This is a genomic window from Acinetobacter sp. WU_MDCI_Abxd143, from assembly GCF_025514195.1.
In the GTDB taxonomy this organism is placed as follows: domain Bacteria; phylum Pseudomonadota; class Gammaproteobacteria; order Pseudomonadales; family Moraxellaceae; genus Acinetobacter; species Acinetobacter pittii_H.
In genome coordinates, this window is record NZ_JAHPTH010000013.1 from 1 (window position 1) to 22,243 (window position 22,243).

At 38.7% G+C, this 22,243-nt stretch carries 20 protein-coding genes; 12 read left to right on the forward strand and 8 right to left on the reverse strand.

Features of this window, described 5'->3' with window-relative positions:
- Window positions 1–476: 476 nt before the first annotated feature.
- The 7 genes from KTI79_RS16615 to KTI79_RS16645 all read left to right on the forward strand — a co-directional run bounded on the left by KTI79_RS16615 (window position 477) and on the right by KTI79_RS16645 (window position 5,422).
- On the forward strand, window positions 477–1,355 hold the full coding sequence (locus KTI79_RS16615; protein ID WP_032056090.1) for a VacJ family lipoprotein: 879 nt from the start codon (window positions 477–479) through the stop codon (window positions 1,353–1,355).
- A 111-nt stretch (window positions 1,356–1,466) separates the two neighbouring features.
- Window positions 1,467–2,435, forward strand: a complete 969-nt coding sequence (gene gigA / locus KTI79_RS16620; protein WP_005066321.1) for an RsbU family protein phosphatase GigA — start codon at window positions 1,467–1,469, stop codon at window positions 2,433–2,435.
- Window positions 2,436–2,537: 102 nt separating this feature from the next.
- A complete protein-coding gene (gene gigB, locus KTI79_RS16625) occupies window positions 2,538–3,059 on the forward strand; it encodes an anti-anti-sigma factor GigB (RefSeq protein WP_032056089.1) in 522 nt (173 codons plus the stop codon).
- Window positions 3,060–3,085: 26 nt separating this feature from the next.
- On the forward strand, window positions 3,086–3,910 hold the full coding sequence (locus tag KTI79_RS16630; RefSeq protein WP_032056088.1) for a carbon-nitrogen hydrolase family protein: 825 nt from the start codon (window positions 3,086–3,088) through the stop codon (window positions 3,908–3,910).
- A gap of 14 nt (window positions 3,911–3,924) precedes the next feature.
- Complete coding sequence (locus KTI79_RS16635) at window positions 3,925–4,299, forward strand: DUF4951 domain-containing protein (RefSeq protein WP_032056087.1); 375 nt, start codon at window positions 3,925–3,927, stop codon at window positions 4,297–4,299.
- A gap of 165 nt (window positions 4,300–4,464) precedes the next feature.
- A complete protein-coding gene (locus KTI79_RS16640) occupies window positions 4,465–4,902 on the forward strand; it encodes a MarR family winged helix-turn-helix transcriptional regulator (RefSeq protein ID WP_032056086.1) in 438 nt (145 codons plus the stop codon).
- Window positions 4,903–4,990: 88 nt separating this feature from the next.
- Window positions 4,991–5,422 (forward strand): organic hydroperoxide resistance protein, encoded by a 432-nt coding sequence (locus KTI79_RS16645; RefSeq protein WP_002117290.1) that lies wholly within the window; start codon window positions 4,991–4,993, stop codon window positions 5,420–5,422.
- 55 nt (window positions 5,423–5,477) lie between these two features.
- Here the strand turns inward: KTI79_RS16645 and gspE are convergent, their stop codons facing one another.
- Window positions 5,478–6,968, reverse strand: a complete 1,491-nt coding sequence (gene gspE / locus KTI79_RS16650) for a type II secretion system ATPase GspE (RefSeq protein ID WP_032056085.1) — start codon at window positions 6,966–6,968, stop codon at window positions 5,478–5,480.
- A 96-nt stretch (window positions 6,969–7,064) separates the two neighbouring features.
- On the opposite strand from gspE, the gene KTI79_RS16655 reads away from it, so the two are divergent.
- Together KTI79_RS16655 and KTI79_RS16660 are read left to right on the forward strand one after the other, a co-directional pair.
- Complete coding sequence (locus tag KTI79_RS16655; RefSeq protein ID WP_005804297.1) at window positions 7,065–7,886, forward strand: hypothetical protein; 822 nt, start codon at window positions 7,065–7,067, stop codon at window positions 7,884–7,886.
- A 9-nt stretch (window positions 7,887–7,895) separates the two neighbouring features.
- Window positions 7,896–8,813: a mechanosensitive ion channel family protein gene (locus KTI79_RS16660; RefSeq protein ID WP_032056084.1), complete on the forward strand. Its 918-nt coding sequence runs from the start codon at window positions 7,896–7,898 to the stop codon at window positions 8,811–8,813.
- On the opposite strand, the gene KTI79_RS16665 is transcribed toward KTI79_RS16660, so the two are convergent.
- The gene (locus tag KTI79_RS16665) at window positions 8,803–11,604 is read right to left on the reverse strand and encodes a DUF2339 domain-containing protein (protein WP_032056083.1); all 2,802 of its coding nucleotides are present in this window, start codon (window positions 11,602–11,604) and stop codon (window positions 8,803–8,805) included. The genes KTI79_RS16660 and KTI79_RS16665 overlap by 11 nt on opposite strands.
- A 154-nt stretch (window positions 11,605–11,758) precedes the next feature.
- On the opposite strand from KTI79_RS16665, the gene polA reads away from it, so the two are divergent.
- A complete protein-coding gene (polA, locus tag KTI79_RS16670) occupies window positions 11,759–14,530 on the forward strand; it encodes a DNA polymerase I (RefSeq protein WP_032056082.1) in 2,772 nt (923 codons plus the stop codon).
- 53 nt (window positions 14,531–14,583) lie between these two features.
- Here polA and KTI79_RS16675 read toward each other — a convergent pair whose 3' ends face one another.
- The 5 genes from KTI79_RS16675 to ppx are packed head-to-tail and all read right to left on the reverse strand — an operon-like array spanning window position 14,584 to window position 19,683.
- Window positions 14,584–15,153, reverse strand: coding sequence for a YggT family protein (locus tag KTI79_RS16675; RefSeq protein ID WP_016142164.1), 570 nt, complete (start codon window positions 15,151–15,153; stop codon window positions 14,584–14,586).
- Between the two features lie 21 nt (window positions 15,154–15,174).
- Window positions 15,175–16,011 (reverse strand): pyrroline-5-carboxylate reductase, encoded by an 837-nt coding sequence (proC, locus tag KTI79_RS16680; protein ID WP_079284416.1) that lies wholly within the window; start codon window positions 16,009–16,011, stop codon window positions 15,175–15,177.
- Entirely contained in the window at window positions 15,986–17,386 is a 1,401-nt protein-coding gene (tilS, locus tag KTI79_RS16685; RefSeq protein WP_079284415.1) for a tRNA lysidine(34) synthetase TilS, read from the reverse strand. The genes proC and tilS overlap by 26 nt, the downstream gene beginning before the upstream one ends.
- Window positions 17,323–18,144 (reverse strand): acetyl-CoA carboxylase carboxyltransferase subunit alpha, encoded by an 822-nt coding sequence (locus KTI79_RS16690; RefSeq protein WP_005066304.1) that lies wholly within the window; start codon window positions 18,142–18,144, stop codon window positions 17,323–17,325. The genes tilS and KTI79_RS16690 overlap by 64 nt, the downstream gene beginning before the upstream one ends.
- 18 nt (window positions 18,145–18,162) lie before the next feature.
- Complete coding sequence (gene ppx, locus KTI79_RS16695; RefSeq protein WP_002117171.1) at window positions 18,163–19,683, reverse strand: exopolyphosphatase; 1,521 nt, start codon at window positions 19,681–19,683, stop codon at window positions 18,163–18,165.
- Window positions 19,684–19,959: 276 nt separating this feature from the next.
- Between ppx and trxA the strand changes: the two genes are divergently transcribed.
- Entirely contained in the window at window positions 19,960–20,286 is a 327-nt protein-coding gene (gene trxA, locus KTI79_RS16700; protein ID WP_016142169.1) for a thioredoxin, read from the forward strand.
- A 322-nt stretch (window positions 20,287–20,608) separates the two neighbouring features.
- Complete coding sequence (rho, locus tag KTI79_RS16705; protein ID WP_002117304.1) at window positions 20,609–21,877, forward strand: transcription termination factor Rho; 1,269 nt, start codon at window positions 20,609–20,611, stop codon at window positions 21,875–21,877.
- Between the two features lie 191 nt (window positions 21,878–22,068).
- Here the strand turns inward: rho and KTI79_RS16710 are convergent, their stop codons facing one another.
- Complete coding sequence (locus KTI79_RS16710; protein WP_079284414.1) at window positions 22,069–22,194, reverse strand: hypothetical protein; 126 nt, start codon at window positions 22,192–22,194, stop codon at window positions 22,069–22,071.
- Between the last annotated feature and the right edge of the window lie 49 nt (window positions 22,195–22,243).

Consider the following 22,243-nt stretch of genomic DNA (forward strand, 5'->3'; position numbering starts at 1 on the left):
AATCAATCAATGAAAATTATTTCGATTAATCAATCAGTAAAAATCCACACAAGTTGTTCTTCAATTCTCTTAATGATCTTCTTCCTGGTTCGTCACCAGCAAGCTAGGTCGGCTATATTACTCTTAATCTCTTAAAAGTCAACAGGTAATTTCGATATTTTTAAAACTTATTCTCAAAACCAACTTACCATCAAATTTATCACCTAAAGCAACCAACTTAATCACAAGTAACTGTTTTTCAACAAGTTTCTATCTGCATCACCGCCGATGGATGTGCATTATAGACCATTACATTCCCTTTGCAACCCCTTTTTTAATTTAATATTATCACTTGTCTACTTTTTAAGCTTTTTAGCATTTTATCTATATTATTTGATCAATTTTACATTGATAATAGGTTATCAGTTTTGTATTAAAGCATATCTCCACCCAACTGCACATTTAAGTATTAGCCTGGCTGGCGGTTAAGGAATTATATGAATTATTCTAATTTAATTTTACTCAGCGTATTATCTGTAGGTGTGTGTACCTCTATATATGCTCAAGAAAATACTATAAGTGAATCTTCTGATGCTAACTCACTAGAAGAAACAGCACCTGCTCATCCGCGCTCACAAATTATTAAAGATTTAAAAAATATTAAAGTTAAAGATTTAAAAATTAATGCGAATGCAGCACAACCAGATCCTGTAAAAGATCCCTTACAATCACTAAATCGTCCAATTTATTCATTTAACGATATGTTGGATCGAAATTTTTTACGTCCAGTTGCTGTTCAATATAGAGAAAAAACTCCAGAAGATGTTCGTGGTTCTTATCGCCAATTCCGTAAAAATCTTGGAGAACCTTGGAATGCAGTCAACCAGCTTATTCAAGGCCGTCCTGGTCGTGCAGCAAAAACTTTAGGAAGATTTACAATTAACACTTTAACGACTCTTGGTTTAGCTGACCCTGCCAGCCGTTTAGGTTTACCAACTGAAGAAGAGAATTTTGGAGTAACCCTCGGTTACTATGGCGTTCCTTCTGGCCCATTTCTTATGTTGCCTTTTTTCGGTCCAAGTACCTTACGTGATGGTTTCGGCTTAGCAGTAGATGCTCAAGCTCGTCCACAGAAATATATTATGGAAGATCAAGATGGCCTTTATTGGTCGAGCAATATGTTACAAGCCGTTGATACGCGTGCCCAATATCTAGATTTAGATCAAACCTTACAGGGCGATCAATATGCCATGATTCGAGATTTATATCTCCAACGTAAAGCATTCCAAATTGCAGAGAAGAAAGGCGACTCAGCTGATGTATCTTTCATTGACGATGATTCAGAAGATACACCAGATGAGAATCAAAACCCTTAAAAGATGAAATCAAGGTATTGCTTGGATTAAGAGTTCGGCAATACCTTGATTTTGATCATACATACTCTATGATGAATAAAGTGATCATATAAAAGGACTACCATCTCTTCTATGTATTTTATTAAACCGACACGCTCTATCCCTTATTTAGAGCAAGCTTTGGATAAACTGCCAGGCTTACAAGTCATTAACATAGATGATTTAGATTTATATGATCCAACCATCATTGCAATAGCAGATGTACAAGATTTTCTGACTTATAAATGGAATTTACCAACGATTGTCATTGCTTTTGAACATGAAGGGAGCGCTTTAGCTCAAGCATGGGAAGCAGGTGCTCTTGCAGGCTGGGTGTGGAATCAGTTACCTAACGATTTAAATAAAGCCCTATCAAGAATTGATGCTCAATATAAGCGTAACCAAGATAGTCGTGACTTACCTTCGGCTGCTGAACTGCAAAAACGATTACTGCCTAATCCAATTGATTTATTAAATTACCAAGTCGAAACTTTCTTCCAACCCTCAGCTTATCTCTCCGGTGATTGGTATGACTACTGGAAATTAAATGATAAGGAAGTTTTATTTTATCTTGCTGATGTTTCAGGACATGGTGTAACTAGTAGTTTATTAACATCATGGATGGCAGCTTTCCATGGCCGTTCTAAAACCCCAAGACAATTAATAAAAAAATTAAATGGCATGTTGGTTCAAGAGAATATTGAAAAGCACATTACGATTGTGGTCGGTATTTTAAATCTAGAAACACATACGCTTCGCTGGTCAAGTGCAGGTCACTACCCTCCTCCTATCATTTTTGAACCGAATCAAGCTCCAAAAATTCTAACAACAAGTAGCTTCCCATTAGGCTTGACTGATGAACTTGAAGTTGAAGAGCACGTTTGTACATTAAATCACCAATCCCGCTTCATTGTTTGCTCGGATGGAGCGCTTGAACCTTTTGACGGTGGTTTAAATGATCAGTTCCAACAATTGGTTCATCATTTGCAAAATCAATCATTTCAAGCACCCGATCATGTAGCTGATGACATTGCCATCTTTAGTCTTTGTCGAATGAATTAATTTACGAATCAATTAATTACATAATATACGACTTAAGGACTCTTGAGTCTGAGATGGCACTATGTGATAATTTTTCTATCCTTCTCTGAAAATGGCATTTATATGTCAACAGGTCATGTTGAATATGCAAGTTTAAATGGAACGCATATTTTCAAACTTATTGGTGAAGTGCGAGCCCATTCTTGTATAAGTCTAGACAAACTTTTAAACAGAATTGAACAGCAAGAGAATGTTGTTGGTGCAATCGTTGATTTAACCCAAACAATATTTATTGATAGTACAGTATTAGGCATCCTGGCTAAGCTAGGTTTAAAGCTTAAACAAACTCATCATATTCAAGCTGTGATGCTATCTACCAATCCAGATATCACAACCTTAGCCAACAGTATGGGGCTAGGGCAAGTTTTTGTCATTTTGAATTATTGTGGCGATCCTAACGTTTGCACATTAACGTTAACTGATGAACAGATCACTCATAATGCAATGCTAAGAACGGTTCTGGATGCACATAAGACATTGATGAAACTCAATGCAAACAATCAGAACATGTTTGAACCACTTGTGAAGCAGTTACAGAAAGAACAAGATACGCTTGAACAGGTATCTGACAAGCAAAATGCCTGATTTCCTCTATTAAGCCGGACTAGAATATGACCCTTGTTTCTGTTGCTCAAATGAACTCTCAAGATGATATTGAAAATAATTTTCAAGTCATTGTGTCTTTGATTCAACAAAGTAAGGCGCAAAATGCCAGCTTAATTGTTTTCCCTGAAAACTTTGTATGTTTTGCTGCTGGGAAACAGCGTGAAACAGCTGAGCAGTTTGAGTCTATTCAGCAAAGGCTTGAGAAACTAGCACATCAATATCAAATCTGGATTATAGCCGGTACTTTACCATGCCCTTTTCGTCCAGATGGATCCACCATTCAAGATGGTCGAGTCCGAACGGTTAGTCTTTGTATTAGCCCAGAGCGTACAGAAGCACGTTATGACAAGATCCATTTATTTGATGTACAAGTGGGTGATGCTGTCGGTGGTTATCAGGAGTCTCGTTTCTTTGAACCTGGGACAGACGTAGTAGTCACATCTACTCCTTTTGGCAATATCGGCTTAATGGTATGTTATGACTTACGTTTTCCAGAGCTTGCTCTCACCCTGAGACAACAAGGCGCTCATATTCTTACTGCTCCTGCTGCGTTTACCTATACAACTGGACAAATGCACTGGCAGCTTTTGCTACAGGCTCGGGCAATGGATAGCCAATGTTATGTTTTAGGCGCAGCACAACAGGGCTGGCATGGTGAAAAACGACAAACTTGGGGACACTCTGGGGCAACAGATAGTCGTGGCCAAATTTTAAGTATGGTTGGATATGAAGGGAATGGTTTAATCACTGTACCCTTTGATTTAACAGCACAAGAACTCGTCCGCTCTTCAATGCCTCTAATGACACACCGTAAATTGATTCACTATTAAAAGTTTAATTATTCATGTGGAAATACTTATTTAGCTTTTTTTGCTTGGGGGCAAATATTCATTGTTATGCAGAGTTTGGGACAACGAACCATTTCGTTTCACCCACTGCACAACTCAGTTCAGATATTCTTCCAGCAACACCTAAAAATATTCCTTTACCTGCATTCGGCCAAAGAATAATTGGCTGGGGTACAGGTGCAGAAGGTGCAAGACAACGTTTAGAAAATATTCAGCCTGCAGATGTGTCTGTGATTAAAAAACAAGGAACCACTCTTGAAATGATTACTGCATGGCAAGACTTTTATGAACAAGAGCAACAACGTAATGCAAATAATCCTACCGCTAAATATCGTGCTCGATTAATGAAAAAGATTGCAGATTTGTGGTAAATACAATGATCTAAAATATTTTTATCTTATGGAATAATTGATCTAATTATTCCATTTTTTATGTGCGCTCATTTGTTTTATTCATAAACTATTCTGATGAACATTTAAGAAACTGAATAGAAAGCGATATACTACAAAAGTATTATCATCTTCTTTGAGGAATATATGGACCAAGACTGCCAAAATTTAAAGCTTGAGAATCAATTATGTTTCCTCATTTATTCAACAAATTTAGCGCTTAATCAGCTCTATAGAAAACTTCTAGCACCTTTGGGTATTACCTATCCTCAATATTTAGTGATGTTAGTGTTGTGGGAGCAAGATGAAGTCACTGTTTCAGAAATTGGAGCAAAACTTTTTTTAGAATCATCTACCCTCACCCCTATCTTGAAAAAGTTAGAAGCCCAACATTTACTTCATCGTACCCGTTCAACTCAAGACGAGAGACAAGTGATTATTACGCTGAGTGATGAAGGAAAAAAATTAAAAGATCAAGCAATGGATATCCCGGCAGGTGTACTAGAAGCAAGTTCATGTGATATGACAACGCTATTGGGCCTCAAAGATCAACTTACTAAACTCCGTACAAATATAGCTAAATAATCACCAATTTTTTTACAAAATTGACTTGTTAAAATAATTAAGTCGTGTACGATATATTTTTATTCAATTTATTTTAGGAATAAAAACGATGTCATTAGAAAAAGTTGTTTATCGTGCAAAAGCTAAAGCAACTGGTGGTCGTGATGGCCGTGCGACTTCATCAGACGGTGTATTAGATGTACAACTTGGCGTACCTAAAGAAATGGGTGGCGCTGGTGGTGCTGTAACAAATCCAGAGCAATTATTTGCAGCTGGTTATTCAGCATGCTTTTTAGGTGCTTTAAAATTTGTTGCAAACCGCGATAAATTTAATATTAGTAAAGACGCTTATGTAGAGGGTGAAGTAGGTATTGGTCCAATTCCTACAGGTTTTAGTATTGAAGTGACTTTAAATGTTTATTTAGTCGGCATGGACCGTGAAGAAGCTGAAAAGTTAGTTGCAGCAGCCCATATTGTTTGCCCATATTCAAATGCGACTCGCAACAATATTGATGTGACGTTTAATATTGTGACTGAATAAGTTTTGATATTTAAAAATGCCCGAATCAAATCGGGCATTTTTTACAACTTAAATACTATGCTTCACTTGCCTCATTGGTTACACGAAGCACTTCTTCGAGTGTAGTTTTACCTGCAAGTACTTTGCACAAACCATCATCACGAATAGATCCTGAATACTCACGAGCATGATTTTCTAATTCATATTCAGCTGCATTACCATGAATCAGACGGCGCATGGGTTCATCAACTGGTACGATTTCATAAATCGCTGTACGTCCATTAAAACCTAAATGTGAGCAATGATCGCACCCTTTGGCTTCAGGTAACTGCAACAACGGTTCATTATGAATATGCTGAAAAACCTGTTTCTCAAAAGTATCGGCTTCACGCCATGTCATACAATGTGGACATAAAGTACGAACCAAACGTTGAGCAATCACCCCAATTAAAGAGCTTGATAACAAGAAGGGTTCAATCCCCATATCTTTAAGACGAGTAACTGCACCAATAGCTGTATTGGTATGTAGTGTTGATAAAACCAAATGGCCTGTTAAAGATGCTTGAACCGCAATTTCAGCAGTTTCCAGATCACGGATCTCCCCCACCATTACAACATCAGGATCTTGACGTAACATTGCTTTTAAAGCACGAGCAAATGTCATATCCACTTTGGTATTTACTTGAGTTTGACCAATGCCTTCGAGTTGATATTCGATTGGATCTTCAGCAGTTAAGATATTACGAGTATTGTCATTTAAATCAGACAAGGCTGCATATAGGGTGGTCGTTTTCCCCGAACCGGTAGGCCCTGTGACCAAAATAATACCATGGGGACGATGCACTAACTGAGTTAAACGCTCATAGTCATTAGCCATTAAACCCAAGTGAGTCATGTTGAGTCGGCCTGCTTGTTTATCAAGCAAACGCATAACGACCCTTTCCCCATGTGACGATGGCAAAGTTGAAACACGCACATCCACTTCACGGCCAGCAAGACGTAAAGAAATACGTCCATCTTGTGGTACACGTTTTTCAGCAATATCAAGCTTCGCCATAACTTTAATACGCGAAACAAGTAAAGGCGCCAACTCACGGCGTGGTTGTACAATCTCACGTAATTGTCCATCTACACGTAATCGTACAGATAGTTTCTTTTCAAAAGCTTCAATATGAATATCAGAAGCCCCTACTCGAATTGCTTCAGAGAGAAGTGCATTAATCAGACGAACAATAGGTGCGTCATCTTCTTGGTCCATCAAATCTTCTGTTTCGGGAACCTGGTCGGCCAAACTCAATAAGTCCGGATGATCTTCTAAACCAGCTGCAACTTGTTGTGACTCCCCTGTATCACCTGCATAACTCGTACTTAAGAGCGTATTAAATTCTTGTTCAGTACATAATTGATAATGAGCTGGCTTACCCAAGATGCGTCTTGCTTCCTGTAATGCAATTTTTTCAGTGTTTTGGCGTCTAATAATAAATACCTGATCACCGTCATAACGAAATAAAACACCATGACGCTTGGCAAAACTATATGGAACTTGTATTTGTTTCAATATTTGCATCACAATTTATAATGATGAGTAAGATGATTTTGAGTGTACTCTAAGCAGATTACAGCGTGAAGTCTGTTTAACAACTCGGTAGAGGAATTTTGCGTCTTGTTTGAAAATAATGAATATCAGCCTCACCCCCAGAATTCTTTAAAATGGTGGGGTGAACAGCACTTTGAAATTAACCAGTCCAAAGCATGGCAATTCGGTTCAATGCTCTTTCGTTTAACACGTGGCATAAAAGAATGGCGCATCGAATATTATCGTCCATCTCTCCAAGATGATAATGAACAAGATTGGCACCCAATTGCCGATCCACATTTTGCCTTTCCGCATACGGTTCAAGTAGAACGTTACATGTTTCGAAAGACCAATCCAGAATTTTTACTGATGCCACGTCTGGCAGATCGTTCTGTGGTCATTAAACCTGTTGATCCTATTTACATTCCAGCAGGTCAACGTGGGACTCTATATATAAGCACACCATTATGGATTGCAGGCTTAGTTGAAAGTCAGCATGAACCTTTGTTTGAGATTCCCGTGATTCAGCCTAAAGATACGTGGTTTGGTCCTAATGCACAGCAAGGTGAAATCTGTTATGCCACTTCCGTGGATGGCCGTACTGATTTGAATCTATTAACACCACGCGCTTTCCGTGCTGTTACTCCAATCGACTTTCACAACACAAGTAATCATCAATTACGCTTTGATCGTATGAATGTGCCAGTTACCGCCCTTCCTCTTTTTTATAGTGAAAGTACAGGTCGTTTATGGACTTCTCAAATCAAAGTTTACTATGAAGGCTCTGACCGCCCCGCACGCATTCGTATTGAAAATCGTACGCCACCTCTTGCTGGTGAAGTAACCTATGTTCACCCACCACGTTCACCTGGTGGAGCATTATTTAATATGTTTGATTCATTCTTTTAAGAGGTTTATATGGCTGATTCAAATATTCCAAAAGATATCGCTGATAGCCTCAAAAGTATATTTACCAATATCAATACCGAACGTATTAGTGAAATTTTAGTCGCTGTTGTACTGTGTTTCATTGGCTTCGTTCTTGCTCGTATTATTTCGAATACGTTTATTAGAACTATTGGCTCACGTTTCAATGCTCACCAACGCCTTGTATGGCGCCGTGGTATTTTCTATTTCATTTTCTTACTCTTCATTATGACGAGTTTAAAAGAAGCTGGGTTCAAACTTAGTGTATTCCTCGGTGCAGCAGGGATTCTAACCGTAGCACTCGGTTTCGCATCGCAAACCTCTGCCAGTAACTTAATTAGTGGTTTATTCTTGATTGGCGAAGGTTCATTTGAAGTCGGTGATACCATTCAGATCACCCTCATCCGTGGCAATACAATTGAAGGTGAAGTCATCTCAATTGATTTGCTTTCTGTAAAGTTACTTACACTCGACAATGTCTATATTCGTTTGCCAAATGAACAACTTATTCGTGCACCCGTACATAACTTATCTAAATACCCAATACGGCGCATTCCCATTACACTCGCGATTAATTTTCACGAAGATATTATTAAAGTCCGCGAGGTTCTGCTTGATGTGGCAGCCCATTATCCGCTTGTGTTGGATGACCCAAAACCTGCAGTTACGGTTACCGCATTCAGGGAATCATCGATTGAACTTTTATTTGCAATGTGGTGTAGACAAGAAAACTCTTTAAAAGTTCGGGATGAAATGCAAGAACGAATTCGAAATGGATTTTTAGATAACCAGATTGAAATTCCTGTTCCTAAAATGGGACTAATTGACCGACCATCTACTGTTTTCGCTGAAGATGATATCGATCAATACAGTAATCAAAAAGAGTTAAAACAAGAGCCTAAAGCTTAGGCTCTTGTTTTCTTTGTATAGAAGACGGTGGTAATGGCGCAAGATAAGCAATAATCAACATTACCCCACCTGCTCCAATAAATGAAATCACCCGAGTTAATGTCGCACTTTGCGATAAATCAAGCAAAATCAACTTTAATACGATTATTCCTAAAAGTGCAGCGCCGACAAACCACAATTGACGAATCATTTTGCGACTTGAGAAGGTAGTTAAAATGAATGCCAAGATTACCCAGAGCAATGTCAAACTTAACTGCACTACGCCATTTGTCCAAATTGCAGCACTCCAGAGTGGCGTTGCCCAGTAATGGTGCAAACCTCTGACCACCACACTACTGAATACCAATAACCCAGCTAAAATTGTTGTAATTTTAAAAGTCCACTCCAGTGATTTATCTTGATCAAAAGCATGTTGATAAATAATAAAAAGTAGACCTGCAAATACCACAATTGAAAGAAGGTCATTTAAGTTAAATAAAGGAATAAAATAAAGATACTGGGCAGAATGCATATCAACACTTACTACAAGCAACCAGACCAAGCTTAGGCACCACACCGGAATTTGATGTAATAATGCGGTTTTATGAGTTTTATACGCCCAAAGCGAATAAACCACAGGTACAAAAGCCAAAGCAACAATTGGCATTTGTGGAAAGATCGCCAGACCAGTCACGGCTAATGCTAACCAACTTAAACCAGCCCAGACATTTAAGTACCCAGAATCATCTGACTGCGGTTGAGCCATAATAAATAAAGCACTTAGAATAATGGTAGCGACTAGAAAAGCACCCTGCTGTAATATACTCGGCCATTTAAAGATGATGAATACTTGACTGGTAAAGGCTTCACCCAAAACTAACAACAGTAACAGGCTAATTAAAATTAACTGTAAACTTTGCCATTGCACACGAAGTTTATAGTGAACGATTGCGCTAAATATTGCTATTAGAACTACGGCGAACATCAAATATGGACTCAAAGCATGATGATGCCATGCTATTATTTCTACGCCAGCTACAGCACCCGCATACATCCCTAAACACAAGAAAATGCCACTAATCATGCTGGCACTAAAATAGCGTTGCTCTTTACTGTTGTATTGCAATAAATAAAAGGCAGAAATAAATTGAGCAATTGCATAAATACTAGTGCTTAGCGTTGGGAACTCTTCATTGGCCCAAACCTGATAAAACAGCGCAATAGAGCTGAGTAAAACTAAAACTACACCAATATATCGGCTTAAACGGTAGCGCTCAGTTACTCCCCACACAATTAAAGCTGTACCTTGAGCTACCCAACCAATCGCAGTCCAATGTGCCCCTTTCGCGAGTGGAAAGATTAAGGCAAAAAATGCAACGGCGAGGATGAAAAAGCTTTTGGCAAGAACTGAAAGCTGAGGATGAGTTTTTTTAATCCAAAAAGTTAATAGCGCATATGTACCAGCCAAAACAGCAGCCCCAATCGTCAATGCTTGTGTAGACTCATGTACTAAGTAAGCATGTAGCGTAAAGCCCAGTACAGGCACACTAAAAATAAGACCAACATCTAACAGCGGAGGTAAACGAATGCCTTCTTGTTTTTCATGTGCTGAAACCCGAGATATATTTTGGCTATAACGAACACTGAGCCAGATAAACAGTGCAATATGGAGCCATAAAATCCAGTCCAATGTGTCAAATTTTGCAGGTTCAGCATACAAACCTATCGCACTCCCGCCAATAAACATTGTGGCAAAGAAAGCAATCTGATTTAAGATTTTCCAAGGCTGAATAAAATTAACTGCAGCAACTGCTAAGTTAATAACAAGATAGTAACTAAATAGGAAAGTTACATCAGGGCGATATTGTGGAATAACTAAAGGGGCTGCGTAAGCCATCCCAAGTGCTAATATTGCCAAATAAATAGCTTGTTGTTTTAAACTCAGGAATACCGTAATAGCTAATAAAATAGCAAATAAAATACTCGCTGTAGTTAGGTTGGCAATTACACCAAAATGATGTGAGAACACAAGCGTTAGAAATACAACAGCCAGCCCGACACCTTGCAATGCCACAGCAAAAAGCTGATTTTTCTTTTGCAATGTATACCCAAATGCCGTTAACACACCTCCAGCAATCGCAATGAATCCAAGTTTCACACCTAAACTAAGTTGCCAATGCTCGCTTGCAAAACGTAATAGCAACACTACCCCAACCATAAGCACAGCAACAGCAACTCTTAAAATTGGATTGCCATGAATCATCCAATCCACGGCTGGTTGCCACCATGCGGTTTGTACATGAGCTGGTTGTTCTGTTTGATTGAAAGTTGCCGTTCCCGCTGGGACTAACGTATCGGTATTGTTGGAACTAACTTGGTCTATTACAGGATTTATAACTTCTGTTTGTATTGTCTCATTTGCATGAATAGTTTGTTTTGCAGACTCGAGGTACAACAGTCGAGTATGAAAAGCACTAATGGTTTGAATTAAACATAATAATAAAACCAGTAAAGCCCCACCAGCAATCCACATCCAATGATTGATATAAGCAACTAATGCAACCAAGGCGGCTGCATAAATCACTGTTCTTTGCATATGAATAGAATAAAGTGGGGTTTTCTGCTGAGAAAACTGCTGTTCTAAATGAGTTAAGCGCTCATGCAGATTTGACAGCAATTGAACCAGAATAACAATAAGTGCAATAGATAAAGCAACAACCGCACTCTGAAATTTAAAACCAATTGAAATGGCTAAAAACAAAGTCAAAGCGATCAAAACAATGATCATTCCCTGTTTGTCTTTTTTATACATGGGCTTAGCAATATGACACCTTCATTACAGGTCATCTTACTTCAAGCCAATACAAGCGTATATTTATACATACAAAATACTGCAAAAATCATAAACCTGCATTCATAGCCGTTTTCACGTAAAATACCCGTAATTCAAATTAAGGAATTGTTCAATGCCACCATTTGTCTTGGTTGATGGGTCCTATTTTTTATTTCGTGCATATCATGCATTACCACCATTGACGACCTCTACAGGGTTACATACCAATGCAATACGTGGGGCAATTTCTGCCATTCAAAAATTAATGCGCCGTATGCAGCCAACACATATGGCCGTCATTTTTGATACGCCTGAGCCAACTTTCCGCCACAAGCTGTCACCTATTTATAAAGGTGATCGCCCAACCATGCCGGAAGAGTTATCTCAACAGATTCCATATTTGCATGCATTGATTAAAGCTCAGGGGATTCCTTTATATAGTCTTCCGGGTGCAGAGGCAGATGACATTATCGGTACACTCGCTAAACGTGCCGTACTCGAAGGCCATCATGTACTTATCTCAACTGGAGATAAAGACATGGCTCAGCTCGTCAATGATCATGTAAAACTCGAAGACAGCTTTAAAGATCGTGTACTCGACACTGACGGTGTATTTGAAAAATTTGGGGTTTGGCCAAATCAAATTATCGATTACTTAACTCTTATGGGCGATGCATCTGACGGTATCATGGGTGTGCCTGGCGTAGGTGCAAAAACAGCAGCGAAGTTACTGACTGAATATGGCACTTTAGACAATATCATTGCCAATGCGGACCAACTTAAAGGCAAGATTAGCCAAAATATTAAAGATAATTTAGACAATATTAAGCTTGATCACCAGTTAGCTAGCATTGTTTGTGATCTTCCTTTAGAACTCGACTGGCATGAGTTGAAGCTTACTGATCCAAACGTAGAAGCTCTACGTAATTTGTATACTGAGCTTGAATTTAGAAATCAGTTACAGTCACTTGATCATCCAAACAATCCAAACAGTTCTACTTATAAACAACAAGCTTCGCAGGCTATTGTTCAAAATGAAGTTAAACCTGCTGAATCTATAGAAACTGAAGATCAAGCAAGCTTAACTAGTCAAGATGACCAGCTTGGAACAGCAAATTATCACACTGTTTTAACCCAAGAAGCATGGGATCAACTCTGGCAACGCATGCAAAATGCCGATCATTTTGCTATTGATACAGAAACCACTAGTCTGGACTACCGTATTGCCGAGATGGTCGGTTTTTCAATCGCCTTTGATGCGAAAGATGCTTACTATGTTCCATTAGCGCATAATTATGAAAATGCGCCACAACAACTGGATCGTGATCAAATTCTGGCTCAAATTAAGCCTGTGCTAGAAAATGAAGCAATTAAAAAAATCGGACATCATCTTAAATATGATGCTCATATCTTTGCCAATCATGGCATAGAACTTAAAGGCTGGTATTTCGATAGCATGCTGGCATCTTATGTTTTAAATGCAGCAGCGACTCGTCACGGCATGGATGATGTAGCGCGTGTCTACTTGAGTCACTTAACCACTACCTTTGAACAAATTGCTGGTAAGGGCGCCAAACAAAAGACTTTCAATCAAATTGAGATTGAAGTTGCTGCTCACTATGCAGCAGAAGATGCGCATGTGACTTATCGTTTGTATGAAGTGCTTTCAAACAAACTTAAGCCATTTCCTGAGCTAGAAAACATTTTATATAACATCGAAATGCCAGTTGCCCGTATTTTATCGGGTATGGAAGAAGATGGTATTCGTCTAGATCATGCCTTCTTAGATAAATTAAGCGTTGAATTTGCAAAAACAATGGAAGGGCTTGAAAATCAAGCAATGGAAATTGCAGATGAAACTTTTAATATTGCATCTCCTAAACAAGTAGGCGAAATACTATTTGATAAATTAGGAATCAAAGGCGGTAAAAAAACTGCAACTGGACAATACAGCACCAGTGAAAGTGTTTTAGAAAAAATTGAACATCCTTTAGCGGAAATTATTCTAGAGCATCGTGGTTTAGCAAAGCTAAAAAGTACCTATACAGATCGTTTAGTTGAGCAATCTCATAACGACACGCATCGCGTACATACGAGCTATCACCAAGCACTGACAGCGACAGGCCGTCTCTCCTCGTCTGATCCTAACTTACAAAATATTCCGATTCGTAGACAAATTGGCCGTCAAATTCGTAAAGCCTTTATTGCACCAGAAGGCCGAGTACTATTGGCTGCCGATTACTCGCAAATTGAATTACGTTTAATGGCTCATTTTTCTCAAGATGAGGCATTAGTGCATGCATTCCAGCATGGACAAGACGTTCACCGCCGTACTGCTGCCGAAGTATTGGGTATTGATATCGAAGATGTGACCAATGACCAACGCCGTCAAGCGAAAGCCGTTAACTTTGGCCTACTTTATGGTATGTCTGAGTTTGGTTTGATTCGTCAATTAGGCTTTACACGTCAAGAATCGCAAAACTATATTAAGCAATATTTCCAACGCTATCCTGGCATCTATGAATATATGCAACGCACACGTCAAGTTGCATCAGAGCAAGGTTTTGTTGAAACCATTTTAGGTCGTCGTCTTTATACGCCTGATATTGATGCGCGAAATGTAATGGTACGTAAGGCTGCTGAACGTGCTGCGATCAACGCCCCTTTACAAGGTAGTGCAGCTGATATTATTAAACTTGCAATGATTGAAGTTGATAAAATATTGCCAAAAGATCAGGCGAAGTTACTTCTTCAAGTACACGATGAATTAGTATTTGAAGCAGATCAAAATATTGCCGAAGAACTCTCCAAGCAAATCGCAAGTGTCATGGAATCTGTTGTAGAAATTTCTGTGCCTTTACTTGTTGAAGTTGGACAAGGGCTAAATTGGGATGATGCTCACTAATTAGCAAAAATAAAAAAGGGCTGTGAAATACAGCCCTTTTTTATGGCGTAAACTTAAAGTCCTGTTAAAAGAACTTTAGCCACTTCATTCATTAGGATCTCGGCAATATAAAGCGCCAAAAACGCTAAAATTGGAGATAAGTCAATCATTCCCATATTAGGTAATATACGGCGGAATGGAGCAAGTAATGGTTCAGCCAAATCTTGAATCACTTCAATATAAGGTGAACGCGATTGAGTGAACATAACCACCCAACTCAAAATGATTGTTGCAAAAATTAAATAACGGCAGAAACGAATTAAGTCCTGAATCATCGTCACAAAAGTCAGAATCACTAAATGAACCGGACTATTGGGCATAGAACCAGAAAGATACATCACACCGAAAATTTTCAGTAAATATAAAATAATTAAAAGAACCAACGCAGCCAAATTAAATCGGCCTTTTGCGACCGTCGGAAAAATTCGGCCAAAAATATCAACAATTTTAGTCGCCTTTACGGTCGATAAAACCACAGGATTATAAGGACTTACTGCCGCCAATTGCATTAAAAAACGGAAAAAGACCAATAAAATCGCGACATTAATTAAAATTCCAAAAATTAGCGCAGAATTTGCACCCATAGTTGTCTTATCCTATTTAAGCTATTTCGCACTGTCACTCAATTCTTGAGCCAATTCTTGACTACGCTTCTGTGCAGCAGCCAATGCAGATTGAATATTTTGGGAGATTTGTGCACGGTCAAAAACTTCAAGTGCAGCTTGAGTTGTACCATTTGGTGACGTCACGTTCTTACGTAGTTCAGAAGGAGTATTTGAACTGGTAATTGCCATTTGAGCTGCACCTAATGCCGTTTGTAGAGTCAACGCAGTTGCAACTTTTTCATCAAGTCCTAAGTTTTTACCTGCACGGATCATACTCTCCATGAGATAAAAGAAATATGCCGGACCTGAGCCAGAAACCGCTGTTACTGCATCAATTTGAGCTTCGGAGTTTACCCAAATTGTTAAACCTGTGGCTGCTAAAATCTGACTTGTTAATTCACGATCCGAAGTACCAACTACATCATTTGCATAGATACCATGCGCACCAGTTTGAACTAGAGCTGGCGTATTTGGCATAACCCGAACAATTCGATTGCTATCAATTAAGTTTGATATCGTTTGGATTTCAGCACCAGCAATAATTGAAATAACCAATTTATCTGATAACAGACCTTTTAAAGGACGTAAAACTGTCGCCAAAACTTGTGGTTTTACTGCCAGTACAACAACATCAGCATTTTGAATTGCCGCCACATTATCTTGTGTCACATGGACTTCTTTTTCTTGCAATAGTTGGCGGATTTGCTCAACAGGATCTGAAACGGTAATACGTGTTGGCGGTAAACCTCTTGAAATGAGCCCACCAATCAAAGCTTGGGCCATATTACCACCACCAATAAAACAGATATTACTATTTACTGCACTTGTCATAACCATCTTCGCCATTTACCAGATTACAAGAATAAGAAATTAAATCTGGTTGCCATCCTCCTTGCTCACAATACGGAGACTGAGCCAACCAAAATCCTTTCGGTGTAAAAACCCCAAGCATAACATTATCTATGACTAATATTTGAATTGTATGACGAAGCCAAGGCAAAATATGTGCTTCTTGAATTGCTTTTTTTAATGGCCATTGCCCAACACGACCATATAAATGGACCTTTTCACCACCTTGGCGTCGAATAATTTTTAATTTTTTCTTTAATAAAGATGAAGATAAACCGATATTTTTTTGTGTAATTTGAAAATATCCTGAAGCACATTGCACTATTTCCCCCATTTGGAAATAATGCTCTGTCTCGGTTTCAACTGGATTTAATTTTTCAGCAAGAAAAACTTGCTTACTCAACCTATAAAGATGATGTTGATAACGAACATAATAAAACTGGTTCCAGTGTAATGCCGCTTGTGCATCAGACTTTGAATCAATTACTTCATTTTTTAAACGTTCAACCATTTCAAATGCAGGTCGATATTGCTCATCTCCTTTCATCCAAACCGAAAGCAATTGACGCTGACGGGCAGAAGATAGTTTTAATAGCTGAGTTAAATCCAAATATTCATCTGTACCACAATTTTGCAAATCAACTTTTAAAACTTCTTCTAGAATTTCAGAAGCATCTTGCATCAAATAGCTGGTACGACTAAGTGCTTGCTGCATTTTTGGAAATCGTTTTTGTAAGAAGGGCCAAAGTTCTTCACGCGACCATGCTCGATCATAATGGATATCGTAATTTGTAGGATCATCTACATACTCAATTTCAAGTTGAGTAGTCCACTCGGCAATCTGCTCACGGGTTAAATCCAAAAAAGGACGCCAAATTGTCATATCAATACGATGATCAATAGACTGCATAGCAGCAAGCCCATCAACACCTGCACCCGACAATAAACGCAATATTACCGTTTCAGCCTGATCTTGCTGATGATGAGCGAGCACTAAAATTTCATTGGCTTGCAAATGTTGTAGATAAGCGTGATAACGTGCCTGACGTGCTTGAGCTTCCAAATTACCGTCAGTAACTTGAACTTTTTGAATGGCATAAGGAATATTTAAATGAGTCGCTTGTGTAGCGACGAGTTCGCCCCACTCTGCACTTTTTGATTGCAGTTGATGATCTATGTAAATTACTCGGATCTTTTGAGGGAAAATTTGAGACATCAAATGTAGTAGCAGCATTGAATCCATGCCACCACTACATCCAATAAGAAAAGTACTATTTTCTGAAAACTCTTGAGCCTGTTTTAAGACGCGATGCCTAAATTTTCGCTGCCAAACTTCATTAAACGTTGATAACGTGCTTCGCATCGTTCATTTGCATCCATTGGTAGCAACTCATCCAAAGCTTGCTTCAAAACTACTTTTAGGTTTTGCATGACTTGCTCAGGGTCTAAATGAGCCCCCTCGCCTTCATCTACTACATATTCAACAATACCTAGAGATTGTAATTTATCTGCAGTCAAACCTAAAGCTTCACTTGCTTGAGCCGCTTTTTCAGCAGTTTTCCACAAAATAGATGCACAGCCTTCTGGCGAAATCACAGAATAAATACTATGTGACAACATAATTACTCGGTCAGCAACACCAATACCTAGAGCACCACCAGAACCGCCTTCACCGAGTACTGTTGCAACAACAGGAACTTTCAAACTTGAAAGTTGAGCAAGGCTAGTTGCAATTGCTTCTGCCTGTCCACGCTCTTCAGCACCAACACCCGGGTAAGCACCCATAGTATCAATAAATGTGAAGACTGGAAGGTTAAAGCGCTCTGCCATATCTAATAGGCGTTGAGATTTACGGTAACCCTCTGGGTTAGCCATACCGAAGTTGTGCTTTAATTTTTCACGGGTACTACGACCACGGTGTTGGCCAATAACCATCACAGGCTGACCATCAAAACGAGCAAGACCACCTACCATCGCACCATCGTCACCAAACAAACGATCACCATGCAAGGCATCAAACTCTGTAAAGATTTCACCGACATAATCTAGAAACTGCGGACGATCAGGATGACGTGCAATTTGAACCGTTGTCCACGCTTTGGACTGAGTAGCTTTTTTCATAGGTCGAATATTATCCCTTTAATCGATAAATTTTTCCGACTGAATATTCAATTCAATGTCCCAATGCTTAAACTGCTCTTGCTCATCATGCAAGTCGGCAACTAACAATGGCCATTGTTTGGCATCACCAGAAACACTAAGTTGCCATTGTTGATCATTTATGATGGTCAGTTCAATGGCAGGAAGCATCTGATCACTTCGACTATGGTTGAGTAAAACTGCTAGGCGAAGTAATAAACATAAATAAAGTAATTTATGACCACCAGCCTTCAAAATTTCATTTTTTACATCATTTCGCAATTTACGACGGTGGTGAGCGACCAAATGTGAAAGGTGATTTTGATCAATTTGTGAGAAGCCCGGAATATCAGAATGCTGCAATAAATAAGCACCATGACGGTGATACCCACCATGACTAATCGCTAAACCAATTTCATGCAAATAGGCAGCTCGACGCAGTAAGTCACTGTCTTCACTCGTTAAATTGAGAGGTTCTGCAACACCATCAAATAATTGTTGTGCTGTATTTACAACTCTTTCTGCTTGTTTTGGATCAGCGTTATAACGCCCCATTAAGGCCTGTACACTACGATCACGAATATCTTCATGTTTAAAACGACCTAATAGGTCATACATGACTCCTTCACGTAATGCACCATCAGAATATGCCAAACGATCAATTTCTAAAACTTCAAAAACTGCGTACAAAATTGCCAATCCGGCTGGCAAAACTGCTCGTCGGTCTTCTCTTAACCCTTCAAAATCAATTTCAGAAATATTTTTAAACTTAAGTAATTTATCTTTGAGTTTATATAAGCCTTCTCGAGTAACGTTTTCTTGTTCATCACTTAAGCCCATATTTACCATAATTTGGCGGCAAGCTTTAATCGTTCCACTAGAACCAACGACAGTATCCCAACCTTCCATTTTATACGTTGTGGCAATAGCTGAAAGTTCTTTACGGGCAGCAACTACTGCTTTATCAAAGGCTTTTTGAGTGATTTCGCCATCGGCAAAGTAAGCTTTTGTATAAGCCACGCATCCCATTTGCAATGACTCTGTATAAATAGGTTCAAACTCTTCACCAATAATGAACTCGGTAGAACCACCACCAATATCTACAACTAAACGTCGACCACCATTTGCCATGGTATGTGATACACCAAGATAAATCAGGCGTGCTTCTTCTCGTCCAGCAATAATTTCGATAGGTTTAGGTAAAATTTCTGCCGCTTTTTGAATAAATTCATGACCATTTTTTGCCTGACGCAAGGCATTGGTCGCCACAATTCTTAAACGATTTGGTTGAACAGAACTTAATCTTCCAACAAAACGAGCCAAACACGCTAGGCCTCGTTGCTGAGCGGCTTCTGTTAAGTTTTTATTCTCGTCTAAACCAGCTGCAAGCTGTACTTTTTCTGACATCGAAGCAACTTTTTTAACTTCACCATGATCTACCCGTGCAATTGCAAGGTGAAAACTGTTCGACCCCATATCTATGGCGGCAAGTAATTCTTCATCAATCAGAAAGTCAGACATTATTGAACTAAACCCATAACAATTCACGCCTAGAGTAATTCACAAGAATGCAATTGAAAAGCCATTTTCATCAACAATTAGCTGTGATTTAAATTTCTCTATTTATAAGTTGATTGTACAAGTCGATGATGAATATCGTGAGCATCCATTAGACAAATTTAGATAAGCCTTGAATAATAGCATCAAACCCTTACATTGAACTAAGTAGCTATGTAATACTGATAGAGATAATTTTCTCCTGTAATAGCACTTTTTTCTAAAAATTGGAGCCGTACCATGTCTGCGACTATTGTAAATACAACTGATGATAACTTCCAAGCAGATGTTTTAGATTCTGAAACACCTGTACTTGTTGACTTCTGGGCAGGATGGTGTGCACCTTGTAAAGCGATCGCGCCTGTTCTTGAAGACCTATCAAGTGAATATGCTGGTAAAGTAAAAATTGTTAAAGTTGATGTGACTTCTTGCGAAGATACAGCAGTGAAATACAACATCCGTAACATTCCTGCTTTACTACTTTTCAAAAATGGTGAAGTTGTAGCTCAACAAATTGGTGCTGTACCTCGCTCTAAACTTGTTAGCTTTATTGATGAAAATGTTTAAGTCAAAATGCTAAAAAAGAAAATACGCTATACCTTTTTATAGCGTATTTTTTTCGCCTATAAATTGACAAATTTGCTAGGCTGGCTTATATTGCATGCTCAAGAGGCACTGAAGGGAATCATCTTCGTCCGGCTTCTTACAAGACACAAACATAAAGATCGCCACTCGGCAACAGAAATTGTTTTTTCACATTTCTCTTCGAAACAATTAATCAGACTTCTGAATTGTTATTGTGTAAATACAATTGCGATAATCTTTTTTGTATGCGAGCGATTTTTCTTCTTTTTAAACCACACTCTACTCTTTCCTAATTCTGACCCTTATGAATTTAACTGAACTCAAGAAAAAACCAATCGGCGAACTAATTAAAATTGCTGAATTTATGGGCCTGGAAGGTATGGCTCGTAACAGAAAGCAAGATATTATCTTTGCCATTTTGAAACGCCATGCGATGAATGGCGAAGAAATTTTTGGTGATGGCGTTCTCGAAATTCTCTCTGATGGTTTTGGTTTTTTGCGTTCTGCCGCAGGTTCGTATTTAGCAGGTCCGGATGATATTTATGTGAGTCCTTCACAAATCCGACGCTTTAACTTGCGTACAGGTGATACCATCACAGGTACTATTCGCCCTCCAAAAGAAGGTGAGCGTTATTTTGCGTTGCTCAAAGTTAACCAGATTAACTACGACACGCCAGAAAATTCTCGAAATAAAATTTTATTTGAAAACTTAACTCCTCTTTTCCCAACCGAACAATTGGTTATGGAATTAGGTAATGGTACGACAGAAGACTTAACTGCTCGTGTCGTTGATTTAGTTGCGCCAATTGGTAAAGGCCAACGCTCGATTATTGTTGCACCGCCAAAAGCGGGTAAAACAATGTTACTTCAAAATATTGCTCAATCGATTGTTAGAAACAATCCAGAAGTATTCTTGATCGTTCTATTAATTGACGAACGTCCAGAAGAAGTAACCGAAATGGAGCGTACTGTTCGCGGTGAAGTTATTGCCTCAACATTTGATGAAGCTCCAGCTCGCCATGTACAAGTTGCAGAAATGGTTATTGAAAAAGCTAAACGTCTTGTTGAACATAAAAAAGATGTTGTGATTCTTCTTGACTCTATTACCCGTCTTGCACGTGCTTACAACACTGTTATCCCGTCATCAGGTAAAGTGTTAACGGGTGGTGTGGATGCTCATGCATTAGAACGTCCTAAGCGCTTCTTCGGTGCTGCACGTAATATCGAAGAAGGAGGCTCACTTACGATCATCTCAACTGCTTTGATTGAAACAGGTAGTAAAATGGATGACGTAATTTATGAAGAATTCAAAGGTACAGGTAACCAAGAGATTACGCTTGATCGCCGTATTGCTGAAAAACGTGTCTTCCCTGCCATGAATATCAAAAAATCTGGTACCCGTCGTGAAGAGCGTTTAATGGATGAAGATAAATTACGTAAAGTATGGATCCTTCGTAAGCTACTTCACCCTATGGATGAATTGGCAGCAATGGAATTCTTACTTGACCGCATGAAAGAAACCAAAACAAATGATGATTTCTTTGATCAGATGAAACGTAAAGCTTCAACTTAATTGATCAAATCTTAATAAAAAGCCACTCTTTTGAGTGGTTTTTTATTTGGTTGACAAACTTTACACAAAAATACATTTCGTCGATTTTTATGTAAAATTATTTATAAGTTTTTGATAATAAATATTTTTATATAAAAAAGTTGATTCTTTTTAGTAACTTATCTCTACCTTTTCCAATATATACCAGTCAGTTAATTGTTTTTTTCTGTTAAAAAACAGTCTGTTTTTCTCTTTTTCATACGTTTTTTTGACAAGCGACAGTAGTATTTCCACATTTGCAGTGATAGCATAGCGGCAGACCAGTTAGACTGCTCCATGCGTTGTTACCTAGCTACGTTTTAGGAATAATAAAAGCAAAACAGTCCA

What these genes read in the sequence shown, in the direction of transcription:
- gspE (WP_032056085.1), bottom strand. Translation starts at nt 6,968, where the DNA reads ATGCAAATATTGAAACAAATACAAGTTCCATATAGTTTTGCCAAGCGT.
- tilS (WP_079284415.1), bottom strand. Translation starts at nt 17,386, where the DNA reads ATGCGAAGCACGTTATCAACGTTTAATGAAGTTTGGCAGCGAAAATTT.
- KTI79_RS16710 (WP_079284414.1), bottom strand. Translation starts at nt 22,194, where the DNA reads ATGGAGCAGTCTAACTGGTCTGCCGCTATGCTATCACTGCAAATGTGG.
- proC (WP_079284416.1), bottom strand. Translation starts at nt 16,011, where the DNA reads ATGGTTATGACAAGTGCAGTAAATAGTAATATCTGTTTTATTGGTGGT.
- KTI79_RS16665 (WP_032056083.1), bottom strand. Translation starts at nt 11,604, where the DNA reads ATGTATAAAAAAGACAAACAGGGAATGATCATTGTTTTGATCGCTTTG.
- gigA (WP_005066321.1), top strand. Translation starts at nt 1,467, where the DNA reads ATGTATTTTATTAAACCGACACGCTCTATCCCTTATTTAGAGCAAGCT.
- KTI79_RS16630 (WP_032056088.1), top strand. Translation starts at nt 3,086, where the DNA reads ATGACCCTTGTTTCTGTTGCTCAAATGAACTCTCAAGATGATATTGAA.
- rho (WP_002117304.1), top strand. Translation starts at nt 20,609, where the DNA reads ATGAATTTAACTGAACTCAAGAAAAAACCAATCGGCGAACTAATTAAA.
- gigB (WP_032056089.1), top strand. Translation starts at nt 2,538, where the DNA reads ATGTCAACAGGTCATGTTGAATATGCAAGTTTAAATGGAACGCATATT.
- trxA (WP_016142169.1), top strand. Translation starts at nt 19,960, where the DNA reads ATGTCTGCGACTATTGTAAATACAACTGATGATAACTTCCAAGCAGAT.
- KTI79_RS16615 (WP_032056090.1), top strand. Translation starts at nt 477, where the DNA reads ATGAATTATTCTAATTTAATTTTACTCAGCGTATTATCTGTAGGTGTG.
- KTI79_RS16675 (WP_016142164.1), bottom strand. Translation starts at nt 15,153, where the DNA reads ATGGGTGCAAATTCTGCGCTAATTTTTGGAATTTTAATTAATGTCGCG.
- KTI79_RS16645 (WP_002117290.1), top strand. Translation starts at nt 4,991, where the DNA reads ATGTCATTAGAAAAAGTTGTTTATCGTGCAAAAGCTAAAGCAACTGGT.
- KTI79_RS16640 (WP_032056086.1), top strand. Translation starts at nt 4,465, where the DNA reads ATGGACCAAGACTGCCAAAATTTAAAGCTTGAGAATCAATTATGTTTC.
- KTI79_RS16660 (WP_032056084.1), top strand. Translation starts at nt 7,896, where the DNA reads ATGGCTGATTCAAATATTCCAAAAGATATCGCTGATAGCCTCAAAAGT.
- polA (WP_032056082.1), top strand. Translation starts at nt 11,759, where the DNA reads ATGCCACCATTTGTCTTGGTTGATGGGTCCTATTTTTTATTTCGTGCA.
- KTI79_RS16690 (WP_005066304.1), bottom strand. Translation starts at nt 18,144, where the DNA reads ATGAAAAAAGCTACTCAGTCCAAAGCGTGGACAACGGTTCAAATTGCA.
- ppx (WP_002117171.1), bottom strand. Translation starts at nt 19,683, where the DNA reads ATGTCTGACTTTCTGATTGATGAAGAATTACTTGCCGCCATAGATATG.
- KTI79_RS16635 (WP_032056087.1), top strand. Translation starts at nt 3,925, where the DNA reads ATGTGGAAATACTTATTTAGCTTTTTTTGCTTGGGGGCAAATATTCAT.